11 protein-coding genes and 1 pseudogene are annotated in these 13745 nt (G+C 53.3%); 10 read left to right on the plus strand and 2 right to left on the minus strand.

Going from position 1 to position 13745, the window contains the following annotated elements:
* The first annotated feature begins 108 nt into the window (after window positions 1–108).
* The 3 genes from IAE55_RS08255 to IAE55_RS08265 all read left to right on the plus strand — a co-directional run bounded on the left by IAE55_RS08255 (window position 109) and on the right by IAE55_RS08265 (window position 4216).
* Window positions 109–1989 carry a beta-L-arabinofuranosidase domain-containing protein gene (locus IAE55_RS08255; RefSeq protein WP_200631639.1) on the plus strand — a complete coding sequence of 627 codons (1881 nt, stop codon included), beginning with the start codon at window positions 109–111 and terminating at the stop codon, window positions 1987–1989.
* Window positions 1990–2207: 218 nt separating this feature from the next.
* Window positions 2208–3101: a helix-turn-helix transcriptional regulator gene (locus IAE55_RS08260; protein WP_234489351.1), complete on the plus strand. Its 894-nt coding sequence runs from the start codon at window positions 2208–2210 to the stop codon at window positions 3099–3101.
* A 104-nt stretch (window positions 3102–3205) separates the two neighbouring features.
* Entirely contained in the window at window positions 3206–4216 is a 1011-nt protein-coding gene (locus IAE55_RS08265; protein ID WP_200631640.1) for a phytanoyl-CoA dioxygenase family protein, read from the plus strand.
* A gap of 119 nt (window positions 4217–4335) precedes the next feature.
* Here IAE55_RS08265 and hmpA read toward each other — a convergent pair.
* A pseudogene (gene hmpA, locus IAE55_RS08270) lies at window positions 4336–5556 on the minus strand (NO-inducible flavohemoprotein).
* 270 nt (window positions 5557–5826) lie between these two features.
* Here hmpA and IAE55_RS08275 point away from each other — a divergent pair.
* From IAE55_RS08275 to IAE55_RS08285, 3 genes are all read left to right on the plus strand, one after another.
* On the plus strand, window positions 5827–6588 hold the full coding sequence (locus IAE55_RS08275; RefSeq protein WP_145158704.1) for a sigma-70 family RNA polymerase sigma factor: 762 nt from the start codon (window positions 5827–5829) through the stop codon (window positions 6586–6588).
* 91 nt (window positions 6589–6679) lie between these two features.
* The gene (locus tag IAE55_RS08280; RefSeq protein ID WP_145158706.1) at window positions 6680–7501 is read left to right on the plus strand and encodes a VOC family protein; all 822 of its coding nucleotides are present in this window, start codon (window positions 6680–6682) and stop codon (window positions 7499–7501) included.
* Window positions 7488–8303: a VOC family protein gene (locus tag IAE55_RS08285; protein ID WP_200631641.1), complete on the plus strand. Its 816-nt coding sequence runs from the start codon at window positions 7488–7490 to the stop codon at window positions 8301–8303. Before IAE55_RS08280 ends, IAE55_RS08285 begins: the two co-directional genes overlap by 14 nt.
* 220 nt (window positions 8304–8523) lie before the next feature.
* On the opposite strand, the gene IAE55_RS08290 is transcribed toward IAE55_RS08285, so the two are convergent.
* A complete protein-coding gene (locus IAE55_RS08290) occupies window positions 8524–9333 on the minus strand; it encodes a phytanoyl-CoA dioxygenase family protein (RefSeq protein WP_200631642.1) in 810 nt (269 codons plus the stop codon).
* Between the two features lie 134 nt (window positions 9334–9467).
* Between IAE55_RS08290 and IAE55_RS08295 the strand changes: the two genes are divergently transcribed.
* The 4 genes from IAE55_RS08295 (at window position 9468) to IAE55_RS08310 (ending at window position 13728) form a co-directional block, all read left to right on the plus strand.
* Entirely contained in the window at window positions 9468–10286 is an 819-nt protein-coding gene (locus tag IAE55_RS08295; RefSeq protein WP_200631643.1) for a helix-turn-helix domain-containing protein, read from the plus strand.
* Window positions 10287–10436: 150 nt separating this feature from the next.
* Entirely contained in the window at window positions 10437–11591 is a 1155-nt protein-coding gene (locus IAE55_RS08300; RefSeq protein WP_200631644.1) for a serine hydrolase domain-containing protein, read from the plus strand.
* A gap of 238 nt (window positions 11592–11829) precedes the next feature.
* Complete coding sequence (locus IAE55_RS08305; protein ID WP_200631645.1) at window positions 11830–13014, plus strand: hypothetical protein; 1185 nt, start codon at window positions 11830–11832, stop codon at window positions 13012–13014.
* A gap of 309 nt (window positions 13015–13323) precedes the next feature.
* Entirely contained in the window at window positions 13324–13728 is a 405-nt protein-coding gene (locus IAE55_RS08310) for a CBS domain-containing protein (RefSeq protein WP_076171166.1), read from the plus strand.
* Window positions 13729–13745: the final 17 nt, after the last annotated feature.

Genomic DNA, 13745 nt, shown 5'->3' on the forward strand with positions numbered 1-13745 from the left:
GATTGGACAAAAACATGTTGATATCCGGTATCGGTAAATAGCGAGGGACATGGTATATTTCATAGCGTTAGCCAAAGTAAACCGAAGATGAAAAGGGAGTGGCGAGCTATGAAATTCGTTAAAACCGCTTTTGAACAACTGCCGCTTGGCGCGGTTAAACCTTCCGGTTGGCTTAAGGATCAACTGATGATTCAAGCAAAAGGTCTTACCGGGCATTTGGAGGAGCATTGGGCGGATGTCGGGCCTGAAAACGGGTGGATCGGAGGCAGCGGAGAAAGCTGGGAACGCGGACCGTACTATTTGGACGGACTTCTTCCACTGGCCTATTTGCTAGAAGATGAAAGGTTGATCGCCAAAGCCAACCGGTGGGTTGAATGGTCGCTTGCGAGTCAACAGGACGATGGCCACTTCGGTCCGAAACGGATCGAAACCGTCAACCGTGAGGTCGATAAAAAGCACGATTGGTGGCATTACATGATCATGCTGAAGGTCATGATGCAGCATGAAGAAGCGACGAAAGATGAGAGGATCGTTCCCTTTCTGACGAAATTTTTCGGCTACGTCCGCAGCACCATTGAAGAGAATCCGCTGCAAGGCTGGGCGAAAACCCGGGGAGCAGAAATGCTGCTCTGCCTGGTTTGGCTGTATAAAAGGACGCAGGATCCTTTGCTGCTGGAAGTGGCGGAGATCGTGGCCAAGCAGACGACGGACTGGTCTGACATTTTTTACGACTTCCCGTTTTGGCGCAAGGTGGAGGAGTGGGACTGGACGACGCATGTCGTCAATGTGGCGATGGGGATCAAGACGCCGGGTGTATTGTACGAACTGACCGGAGATGTCGTCTTGAAGGAGGCTGTGCACCGAGGGATCAATTCGCTGATGACATACCACGGTCAGGCACATGGCATGTTTTCGGGTGACGAGTGGCTTTCCGGCACACATCCGAGCCAGGGCGTCGAGCTGTGCGCCGTGGTGGAATACATGTTTTCGATGGAGCAGCTGACGCGGATATTCGGCGACGGCAGGTTCGGAGACATTCTTGAAAAAGTGGCGTTTAATGCGCTGCCGGCGGCAATCTCCCCGGATTGGACCTCCCATCAGTACGATCAGCAGGTGAACCAGATTTTGTGCAACGTAGCTCCCCGCAGCTGGGTGAACGGGCCTGACGCGAACCTTTTCGGCCTGGAACCGCATTTCGGCTGCTGCACCGCGAATATGCACCAAGGATGGCCCAAGCTGACGTCGCATTTGTGGATGAAGGACCATGAGGGCGGGCTTGCAGCCGTCTCCTATGCGCCGTGTACTGTCGAGACCCCGGTTGGCAACGGTTCCTTGGCCAAGCTGGCCGTCAGCGGAGAATATCCCTTCCGGGACCATGTCTCCATCTCAATCACTTTGGAGCGCCCGGAAACATTTACGGTTTCCTTGCGGATCCCGTCCTGGTGCACACAGCCTGAAATCCAGGTCAACGGTACGCCGGTGAACGTTCAGACCGAGAACGGCTATGCCAAAATCAACCGCGAGTGGGCGAGTGGAGACGGGATCGGACTGACGCTGCCGATGGCTGTCAACACGACGTCGCGCAACCTTTATGCAGTCAGCGTAGAGAGGGGACCGCTTGTCTATGTGCTGCCGGTCCGGGAGCAATGGCAGATGGTGCGGGAGCGTGAAATGTTCCATGATTGGGAACTGTATCCGGGATCGGCCTGGAAATACGGCCTGTTGGCCGATACCGGCTTTGAGGTAACCGAGGCGGATATTCCAAGCCAGCCGTTCTCCGCGAATGGAGCCCCCGTGCGGCTCAAGGCATCGGGACAGCTGGTCAAAGACTGGAAGATGGAAGGCAACAATGCAGGCACACCGCCCATTCATCCCGACTGTAACGGTCAGCCTGTGGCGGAGCTTGAGCTGATCCCTTACGGAAGCGCGCGGCTGCGGATCGGTGAGTTCCCGCTCATCGGCAGCCGGAAGCGGTTCAAGGAGAAATAAGATAAGCTGTGCTAGACAGGGCTTCTCACCCTGCCCGGCAAGGCGTGCGGAATCCGTCCCGGGTTCACTCTAAAGAGAGAGATGCCGCAGGGCATGCGGTCATCTCTCTTTTTTTGTTTTTGGGCTGCACGGTGCGGTTTAATAGTGTATCATGCTATTAAAACGAGCGGTTCCGATCCGGGAGCGAGAGGACTAGAGACTAGGGAGGTTGTGCACCGTTGCTTACATTACCCGCCATCCATGCCATGGGGGACATCGCCGTAAAGCCGGGATCCGTTCTCGGGATGCGTACGATTGACGATTTCGAATTGGTGTACTTTCCGGCAGGGACCCGATCCGTTTACGAAATCGACCGGGGGCCGTTTGCGCTGGACCGTCCGGGAGTCGTGTTCACCTGCCCCGGAGAACCGCACCGGTACCGGTTTGATCCTAGCCTTCCCACAAGACACTTATTCGTTCACTTCGAATTTGCTGCATTTCGGGAAGCCTTCTGCAGGCCGGACCACGACCGGAAAAATTTCCGTGACTGGTCGGTCATTGCCGGAGGGAGCCTGATTCCCTCCATGCTTAAGCAGATGCTGAAGATCGCGCATATCAAGCCGGCCGGCTGGCAGCGAAGGGCGTCCGTTTTGCTGATGGGCGTCCTTGAGGAATGGCAGGCGATTGAGGAAGACGAGTCGATGTCGGCCGCTTCGCTGCCCGCTCCCATCATGCGGGCCATGGATTATATGGAGCAGCAGCTTCACCGCCAGATTACCATTGAAGAAATCGCGGCCAGCTCGGGCTGGACCCATGAGCATTTCACCCGGATGTTCGTCCGCTGGATGGGCATTCCCCCTCAGAAAGCGCTGCTGGAACGCCGCCTCCGGAGGGCTGAGCAGCTCCTTATTCAGGCGGAGCGGACCATCAAGCAGATCGCTTACGACGTCGGATTCACCGATGAGCACTATTTCTCCCGCATGTTCAAGCGAACCCGTGGAATGACGGCCCTGGAGTTTCGCGACCGGTTCGCGGATCCGTTGTTCCGGCATTTGGCCGTCATCGAGGAGGAGGAGGCCGCGTATCCTTTGAACCGGCATTTTGTCGTACTGGATCATGGAGATTCCCGGTAAAGCGGATATCAAATCCGTCCACCGTTTTCCGTGTCCTCTCCATTGAGAACGCTTACGGAATCCTTCACACTTAAGGTAATCAATACGTGTGGAGGGGATCAACCATGGGGCAGACTTATGTGCCGAAAGCCAAATTAAGAGAGGACCGTTATTATGTAACGGTGGAAGAGTATAAGCAGTATCACAGGGACGGATTCGTCATCGTCCGAGGGCTGCTGGATCCGAAAGAAATCGAACAGTACGCCGTGTGGGCAGAACGGCTGCGGATCGAGAATGAAGGAAAGCGCGTACAGGCATCCGAGGAGGATAAGGACCCGCTCAAAGCGGAGTTCGCCGAAAAAACGCGGGTTCATATGATCTCCCGTCTCTACCCGGAAGGGGAGCAGCTAATGCTGCATCCCCGAATCCTTGATGTACTTGAAGCGCTGACGGGTCCGGATGTGTATGCCCTGCAGTCCATGATCTTTTTTAACCCTCCGGGAAAAGGGGGACAGGGATGGCATCAGGACGCATACTACATCAAAACTCATCCCGACACGCTGATCGGAGCCTGGATCGCGCTTGAGGACGCCGATGAAGAGAACGGCTGCCTCTGGGTGGTTCCCGGCTCCAACCATGAGCCGATTTATCCGCCGCCGGGAGATAATGGCGGAAACGTTCACGCCAAGGAGGCGTTTTCCGATCTCCATTCCGTGGAGCATGTCAGTCACCTGGATGACGAAGTCAACACGCTGTCGAAGGTGGTGTCCCGTTATCCGGACCCGATTCCGGTTCCGTTGAAGCCCGGGGACGTGCTGTTCTTCCATTCTCACCTGTTTCACCGCTCCTACCCGAATCGAACGACGGACCGTTACCGCCGCTCGTATGTGTGCCATTACTGTAATGCCCGTTCGTTTGTTCCATGGGACCATGACGGCTATGAGGGCGACAGCGGGAATTACCGCCAAATCTTGGCGCGCGGACGGACGCATCTGGCTTATGCCGAACCGCTATTCGATACGCCGGTTGATATTACGCAGCATGATGAGATTCCCGAGTCCACCAGCGTGACGATGATGGGGATGGACGACGGCATGATGATGCCGGTCGTTCAGGAGAAAGACGAACAGGGCTGAATTACGTTACCTGGACTTTTTTGGAGTCATGAATCCAGCCTTCTGTATCTTTCATAAAAAAGAGCCCGGCACAGGTGCCGGGCTCTTCTTTGTTTTGAAGGCGTTTGCCCCAAACCCCGCTATTCTTCATCTAGTATGGCGATCGGACTGAAGGCTTCATAATGAATGCGCTCCTTAGGAATTTCCAGCTCTTTCAATGCTTGATTGATTGCTTTCATGAAGGAGACGGATCCGCAGAAATAATACACCGCCGGCCCGGACGGAAGAATGGAGCGCAGCCACTCTGCATCAACATAGCCCTTATGTGAAAAGCTTTCTGAGCCCAGGTCTTGCTCGGTTGGAGAAGAATACGCCGTGAAGCAGCGAAGGTTCGGATGGCTGTTGACCAGCCCGGCAAGATGCTCCTTGAACGGATGGTTGTTCCCGTTCGCGGCCGCTTGCACAAATGTTACTTCGCGGCCTGGAGATTGATCGGCAACGTTATTGATCATGCTCATCAAGGGAGTAACTCCGATTCCTCCGCCGATGAGGACCAGATGGTCGTCGGTATGGTCTAAGGTGAAATCACCTGCCGGCGCAGAAAAGAGGAGGGAATCCCCTTCTTGAATGCGGTCATGCAGATCGTTCGATATGATCCCGGCCGGTTTCCCCTCGTTCGAACGCTCCTGCTTAACGCTGATCCGGTAATAGCTTTTGCCCGGGGCATCCGAAAGGCTGTAATGCTGAATGTGCTTATACTTCTCGCCCGGAACTTCCGCTTTGATCGTTAGATATTGGCCGGGTTCAAAGACAGCAAGGGCCTGTTTGTCCGAAGGCTCGAGGTAGAAGGAGGTCACATCGTCGCTTTCCGTTACTTTCCGGGTAACCGTAAAGCTGCGGAAACCTTCCCACCCTCCGGCTTGTTCTTTGGCTTCTTTATAAAGATCATGTTCAATTTGAATAAAGGCATCGGCAGTATATTCGTATGCCTTACCTCACGCCCCGATAATGTCATCGGTTGCTGCACTTCCAAGCACCTCCTTGACCGCCTCGAGAAGCGTCTCACCGACCAACGGGTATTGCTCCGGTTTTACACCGATGGCCCGGTGCTTTTGGGTGACCCTGGTAATGACCGGCATGATGGCATCCAGATTCGTAATATGTTCACCCGCAGCGTATACCGCATAACCCAGTGCCTCCTGCTGCAGCCCGCGCTTCTGGTTGGTCTGGTTAAATAGGTTGTACAGATCCGGAGCCTTGGCAAACAACAATTCGTAAAACTTTTTTCCGATTTGTTCGCTGTGCTGCTTAAGAACAGGCGCTGTCGATTGAACGATTTCGATCGTTTTAGAGTCAAGCATGTCTGCTCCACCTCCATCCATATTTCATTACCAACCATTATCTTGACCGATTTCATTTTGCAGTAGTCAAAATTTTTCCAAACGATGGGGCTGTATGATATGCGGTACAGGGAGGGGGCAAGAACAGAATATTTTTTGAGAAAAAGAGGAAAACGCAAAACAGAGGTAGAATAACTTTGGATAGGAACATTTGTTTGTGTTGTGTTTTTTTAACAATCCCAAATAGGCAGATCATATGCGACGTTGGGACAGGGGAGTGAGGTGAGTTAAATGACGGAAACAACCCTTAATTCTTCCTTCCGGGGGGAATTTGCCGGATTATTGGCCGAAATGAGACCCCAGCTGCTGCAGTACTGCCGATCGCTGACCCATCGGGAATGGGAAGCCGAGGACCTGGTTCAGGATACCATGGTCAGATTGATGAACCGGTGTATACAAATGCCGGAGATGACCCTGAGCAAGCCGTATGTGTTTCGCACGGCCCGCAATCTTTGGATCGACCGCTGCAGGTCAAGCCGGAGGCTGGTAACCATGCCGGTCGAACATTTTGAATCGGCATACGGAAGTGAAACGGAACCCTTCGTGGACTCTCTGATCACACGCGATCTGCTGGAAGGGCTGATGTACCAGCTGAAGCCGAAGGCTTTCGTCATGGTCCTCCTGTGCGACGTATTCGGGTTTACCGCCAAGGAAGCGGGAAGCTGCATCAATATGGCGGAGGGGGCCGTTCAGGTCGCCCTTTCCCGGGCGCGCAAACGGCTGCGCCTGCTGGCGCTCCATAAGCCGGAAGGGATCGGGAACGATGCATGCGCGCCGCGGAGCCGGCCGGGAGATCCCAGGTCGGCCGCCAAGCTTCTTGAAGCGGTTGCCGCTGCTTTTATCCGCCATGATCCCCGCTTGATTTATGAAGCTTATCTCCGGGTGTACGAGAACGGCTGCCGCATTGCGGACATCCGGACCCGCGATGGGCGATTTTATTTTACGTTTGAGGATCCGGACGGCAATGCTTTTATGGTGAGCGAAACATTTTGATCATCACTTTAGGGTGATTGTGTATGGTTGTAGGCAGCTTCATCGTTATTTACATGTGAGGGCATTTAAGCTAGAGAGGAGGTAGAGTGTCATGCCATCAGGCAGCGCTTCATTTGTATGCATCGACAGAGTCATTCTGCCGGTCCCTGATGCCAAGGCGGCTGCGGAATGGTACATCAACGAGTTTGAATTCCGGATCGGGCGCTTAGGCAGTAAGGAGATCGATTTGCGGATACAGGATGGGGAAACATTGCTTACGCTGACGGAACATTCCGGAAACCAGCGTTATCAGCCGCTTATCCACCTGGACGCCTCTGGCCACGTTCCATGCTTCAACTTTTATTGTCATTGGGACGATTTGCACAGCGGCTGGCTTCGTTCCAGGAACATTTCGGTCACGCCAACCATACAGACGGCTCACATGAACGTTTGCGAGATGACCGATCCATACGGAAACGTGACCGGGATCTGCCATGAAAAAAGCAATTCGCTCTTCTACACGCCGGCTCCCGGACCGGTTCCCCCGATGTTTCACCGGATTCTCGCCGTTTTTCTTCCCGTTATAGATTTGGATTCCTCGATCCGATGGTACGCGGATATGCTTGGCTTTGAGCTGGTAAACCATTGGGGGCAGGGGGCCGATCTCAAAATCGGCAAGGGAGAAACAATTGTCACGATGATTGTTATGGACGAAGAGCTGCACCGTCAAGCGTTGCTAAGGCTGAACGGCCAGGCTTATTATTCGCTGCAAACGCCCAGCATTCACGATGCTTACCGGGCGCTGTCCCAATTAGGCGTCCCAGCCGAGTCATGCCGGGAACAGGATGGGGTCAACAGGTTCCACATTTGTTCTCCGGAAGGTTTAATCATCCGTATATCGGAAAAGGAGCTGATTCAAATTGTCTCAACATGAAGAAAAGAACCACACCACCACGATCCCGTTCGAGAACCGGATTGCGAGCGTGTTTGTGCATGTCACGAATCTTCGGGAATCCGCTGAGTGGTACAGCCGCCTGCTGGGTCTTCCGATCAAGGAAGAACGGTTAAACGGCGGACCGGTGTATTGGTTTGATTTTCAAGGAACGCACCTCATCCTGGATTCCAATTCGGGGAACAGGGAAAATCCGGATTGGAAGGAAGACATGATGCCGCGCATGATGTTACCTGCCAAGGATATTGACGAGGCATACCTTTTTATTCGGGAACAAGGTACGCCTCTCTCTGAACCGGAAAGACACGGGCCGATGGCATACTTTAACTTTCGCGACCCGGAAGGGAACGTACAGATGGCATGCTGGGCCGAGAACCGCGAGGAAGACCTCTCTTTGGCAGGATTAAGCCGAAGTCCGATTTTGCCGAGAATCGGCGGCGTATTTGTTGACGTGAAGCATATGCCGGCGGCTGCCCGGTGGTACTCGGGTCTGCTTGGTGTGGAATATGATGAAGCAGCTGCCGAGCAGCGGATTTATTCCGTTCCGACGGCATCCGGTGCCGCGCTTCTGCTTGACTATAACCGTCATCTGAACGGGGAGTCGTTTTCGGAGCTGTTTTATTTCGAAACAGAGGATTTTGACGGGGCACTCCAATTTGTAAAGTCTAACGGCTTTGAGTTGGCCGGTGAACCGCAAACCTTTCCTGACCTGAGCGAATTTGCGCTTCTGGACCCGGATGGGAACCGGATCGTCATTGCACAAATGAACGAGGAAGGACAATGAAAGAATGAGGAAGAAGCGTACGGCGCGTTGTTCGGCTGGTTTGAGCAAGGGCCTTATGAAAGGGATGTAGGTGATGGCGTCGGAGCAGACTCCCCCAAGCGTTTGCTTGGGGGATCCGCTGTGAATACCGCCCCTGTCAGCGTGGCCAGAACGGCTGCTAATCTTGTAATTCATCCTGGACGCTTGTTTGCCACCCTTCCCTTCGGATTTCATTGATTCATTAATGCGGGTAGGCGGTGCCGAATTCGATGCCGCAAGGACCGCCGTCCGGATTGACATCGAGATCGACCTCACTTCCGTCCCTGCGGAACAACGGCCGATAAAATGAACTGATCTGGGTAGCGGAAGCGTTGGCATAATGGCAAATAAAAGCACGCCGGAAACGATTCTGCGATTTGTTGCGGTAAGACCCATGGATCAGATTACCGTTGAAGAATAGAACGTCTCCCCGGTCCATGATGGCAGGCACGGCTTTCCTGTCTTTGGGCGGCTTAACCAGATGAGTCGTAAACGACTCGCTGGAATCTGCTTCCTCCGGACATACCAGCGCATAATCACTCGTTTTGGGAACGATGAGCATTCCGCCGTTTTCTTCATCCGCCGGGTCGATTGCGGTCCAGGCCGCAATGCAGTTACCCGGTTCGACCTGCAAGTAGAAGTTGTCCTGATGCAGCGCTTGCCCGCGTGAGCCTGGCGGTTTGTAATAAAACATGCTTTGTGCCGCCAATGCCTCCTCGCCGTACAAATCGGCGAGCACATCCATCACGGGTTTATGCAGCATATACTTTTTTGCGGTAGCGTTGAACCGGTGGGGATGCATGACGCGAGGATATCGCTTCAGCGGATCGCCTGCTTCCTGATCGAGCACCGGCTCGAAGTGTCCGGGTACGACGGTGTTGCCGATCTCTTGGAAGGTAGCGTCAATGTCTCTCAATTCTTCCGGCTGAAAAAGCCCTTTTACGATTAAATACCCTTCCGTTTCAAACATTCGCAGCTGTTCTTCCGTCAAAACTTGCGGATTCGTCTGCATGGGGTGTCCCTCCCTGATTCGTAATGGATACTGATTGACAATAGCATACGGTAACTCTATGTTAAGGAGAAGACTGAAATCTGCTATTAAGTCACGGAATCCTGCTATCATCCGAAATGAGGGGAGGTGCGAATATGTCAGGGTTTATTCGTCAACCAGACGTCCTTGAAGGAACTGGCGCAGCGATATTCGGTGACCATTTTGAAAAAGATGACACCTACAGACTTCACCGGCCAAACGGGATGCGGGACTGGCTGCTGGTCTATACGCTTAGCGGCGAGGGTTACTTCCTGACACCCAGCGGAAAAAAGGGGTGCGGAACCGGGCAGCTTGGCCTGCTCCGGTCAGGCGTGCCGCACGAATACGGGACGGTCCGCGGATCATGGTGGAATTTTTTATGGATCCATTATCCCGGACTCCCGGAAAACGCTTATCTGCCCGAAGATGACATCCTGATTGAAACGCTGTCCGAAGATCGCATCAAAGACCGGATCGAGCGGGCGTTTCGCAACGTCCTTCAGGATTCGCGCGACAGATCCGTTTTGTGGAAGCCCTTGTGCGAGAACGCGATTCGTGAAGTGCTGCTTCTGCTTGCGCAGCGGACGAAGAAACGGTTTGATCCCAGAATCGAACAAACGCTGGGTATCCTCTCCAGCCGGATGAAGGAGGAGATCAGGGTTGATTTGTTGGCCCGGGAGGTAGGGCTGTCCCCTTCACGCCTGGCCCATTTGTTTAAGGCGGAGACGGGCCGCACCATTGTGCAGCATGTCAATCAAATGCGCATCCGTCAAGCGGCTTTGCTGATGAAGCATTCCGGAAGGCTGGCGGTAGAAGCCGCCATAGAGGTCGGTTTCGGTAACTACAACCACTTTGCCGACCAATTTCGCAAATATTACGGGGTTTCGCCCCGTGAATACCGCAATCCGTCCCCTACTATGGACAAGGGCTCTTAACGTTGAAGACCGATGGTTGAACCGGACTGTTAAATAGTGGTATATATGAACGAGACAGGCGACCGCAAGTCGGCGTTCTTGACCCAGCAATGCGGGAGGCGGCATGATGACACATTGTGGAGCGCGACATTTGTGAAAGGGGAAATGGCTATGAGCAGTTTCGAACGTTTGACCCCGCTGTTCAAAAGGTATATGGAACAGGGAGGACCGGCCGGTTGCGCCTGTTTGGTGATGCGCAGTGGTGAAACGGTCTATGATGAGAAATTCGGATATGCGAATTTGGAAACAAAGCAGCTTATCCAATTGGACACCATCTATCGCATATACTCCATGACGAAAGTCATCACATGCGCAGCAGCTCTCCAGCTGTATGAACGTGGATTGTACCTGCTTGATGATCCGCTGGAGGAATATTTGCCCGAGTTCAAGAACCCGTCGGTATTTCGTCAAGATGAAAGCGGTAACATGGTGGCCGGCCCAGCGGCGGGTCCGATTCGCATCAGGGATCTCTTTACGATGACGTCCGGTCTCACCTATGGCGGCAGCGGATCGGAAACGGAGCGGTTAACGGGGCCGATTTATCAAAAAGCGCCAGCGTCGATGGACGTACGTGCTTTCACCCGCGCGCTGGCGGAAGTTCCGCTCGCCTTCGATCCCGGAACACGCTGGCAATACGGCCTGAGCCATGATGTGCTCGGGGCGCTGATTGAAGTGCTGTCCGGACAGACGTTCGAACAATACTTGAAGCGGGAAATATTCGACCCGCTTGGGATGAAGGACACTTCTTTCCGGATTAGTGAAGGTAAGCGGGATCGTCTTGCCGTGATGTACAATCTTGCGGAAGACGGAACGCTAACGCCTAACAACTCGCTCGAAACTCCTTATCAACCGGAGTGCCGGTTCGAGAGCGGCGGGGGAGGGCTGTTGTCGACGATCGGTGACTACGCCCGATTCGCACAGGCTCTCGTCCGTGGCGGGGAACTGGACGGCTACCGGCTGCTGAGTCCAAAGACCGTTCAATTGATGGCGAGTAATCATTTAACCCCACAACAGATGAATGATTACAATTGGGGGCATTTAAACGGATATGGTTACGGGCTTGGCGTTCGGGTGATGATCGATCCGGCGGCGGGCGGCACAGGCAGCTCGATCGGGGAATACGGCTGGGCCGGCATGGCCGGGTCCTGGGTTATGATTGACCCGCAGGAAGACTTGACTCTCGTGTATATGCAGCAGATGCTGCCGAGCCGCGAGCCTTATATTGCGAACCGGATCCGCAACGTCGTTTACAGCGCGTTGGATTAAACAATCTAGAGATACGTTTACGGCTTTTTTTATATCTTTACTGCGGCTTACGTCATCAACTGGACGTAAGCCGTTCCTATTTCCGGGAAATGGCATAGTAGGTACCTTATATTAGTCAAAATGTACTTGTGTATTGGTCAGTTTGGCAGGGGGCGATCCAGCCCTTTTGCCGCTTGTTGGAAAGCGAATCGCCGCCCATAATGGAAACGGGTCCCAATTCTGACAAGGAGCTGATGAAATGATGATGACGATCACTAAACGGTCCAGCAAAACATCGAATGTCCGCAAATGGCTGTTTGGGGCAGCTGTTGGCCTATGGGGCATATTCGCCGGCAGCAGTGTATTTGCGGAGCCGTCCGCCCTGAACCCCCCGGAGATGCTTTCTTATTCGGACTTGAATGTTCATGCTGGTGATGTTTTTGAGCACGGGACGAACGCGATTTCCTATGCCGGAATTGAAGGGGATGAGGTTGTCGTCCATTCGATCGGCGCCTTTGGCCAAATCAAGAAGGAAATCAGCTTTCCCAAACATGAGCTTGAATATATCGCGGAGTTTCATCACACCCAGGATCAGGGGTATATCGCTGGAGGTGGATCACAGATTTTAAAGGTTGGCGAAAAAGGGCAAAAGGAGTGGGCTTATACCCTGGAGAAGGCGGACAGTTATATCGTTTCGGTGGATCAACTGAAAAACGGAAAGTATGCGGCTGCAGTGGATACACCTGGAAGCACCTCCAATAGCCGTACGCTACATTGGATCGTATTTTCCGAAGCGGGAAAAGCCTTGCATGAAGGAGATCTGGTCGACGTTGCCTTCGAACGGATTCATTCCGTGCAGCACACGTCGGATGGAGGGTTTCTCATATCCGGCAGTGAGTACCGGGACGGGGAGAAGGGGCATGTGGTGCTGGCCAAATTCGCTCCATCGGGTCAAGTCAAGTGGAAGCAATCGATCGCAGTGGCAGACGATTCCCAGAACGTTGAAGTTTTGACGCTCGCCGAAGCACATGACGGCAGTATCGTGGCCGCCGGCTATTATAACCATCCGAACCCGAACGATCCGATCAGGTATTTGACTACAGGCTTTGCGCTGTCGGTGGATCGCAGCGGCACGCTGCAATGGACAACTTTACTTGATTCTGCGTTTGACCGCAGCATGGTGAACGATATCCAGCCTGCATCGGACGGCGGATTCATCGCGACGGGTAAGGTGAATGAGGATTGGCACGGGACGGTATCCGGACAAGGGGTTTGGGGAATCGCTCCTAACGGGGATACGACTTGGACGAAAGTGATTAACCGTACCAGCTACAATGCCGGTGAATTCGTTCAGCCTCTACAGAACGGGCAGACGCTGCTCATCGGCACTGCGGACGGAGCTTACAAGCTAATAAAGCTTGGTGCCGCCGCCCTTCAGAACTAGTGAAATCCGCTGAAGTTTGACGATGTATACGAAAAAAATGATCAAAACAAGTGCCCATCCATGGCGTTATCGACGCCGAATGGGCTTTTTGCTTATGCGAACTCCCTCTGCTTTTTACAGGCGTTCACTTCCCGCTTCGATGTCCACGGACAGCGGCTTCGTATCTGTTTCGCATGATTCGAAAGTTTTTTCTTTATTTCGAGTATGCTACACTTACAACAAAGGCACAGAGCGAGCGGCAAATCGCTCCTGTCCACTACAGACGCACTAGTAGCGGCGCAAATTGAATGAGAAGGGAGCTTTTGTTCGATGGAAATATCCGATTTTCTATTCCCCAAAGACAAAGTGGCTTACATCCATTCTTCTTCCACGATGCAGGAGGCTATGGACAAGCTGGAGCAAAGCCAGTATTCGGCGATCCCCGTCATCGATGAAGAGGGGAAATACGCAGGCACGCTGGCCGAAGGGGATCTATTGTGGAAAATGAAGAATACCCCCGGGCTGAGCTTTCAAAATTTGGATACCGTCAAGGTCCATGAGATTAAGCGCCGGATTAAAAATGAATGCGTTTCAATCCATGCGCATCTGGAAGATATGCTTGAGTTGGCTGCCGACCAAAACTTTGTTCCCGTCGTGGATGAAAACGAGATCTTTATCGGCATCATCCGCCGCAAGGTCATTATAGAGTATTACACGAGCAATATTAGTGATTGATCATTCGGTCAGATCAA

Source organism: Paenibacillus sp. S28 (assembly GCF_016624415.1).
Classification (GTDB): domain Bacteria; phylum Bacillota; class Bacilli; order Paenibacillales; family Paenibacillaceae; genus Paenibacillus_AQ; species Paenibacillus_AQ favisporus.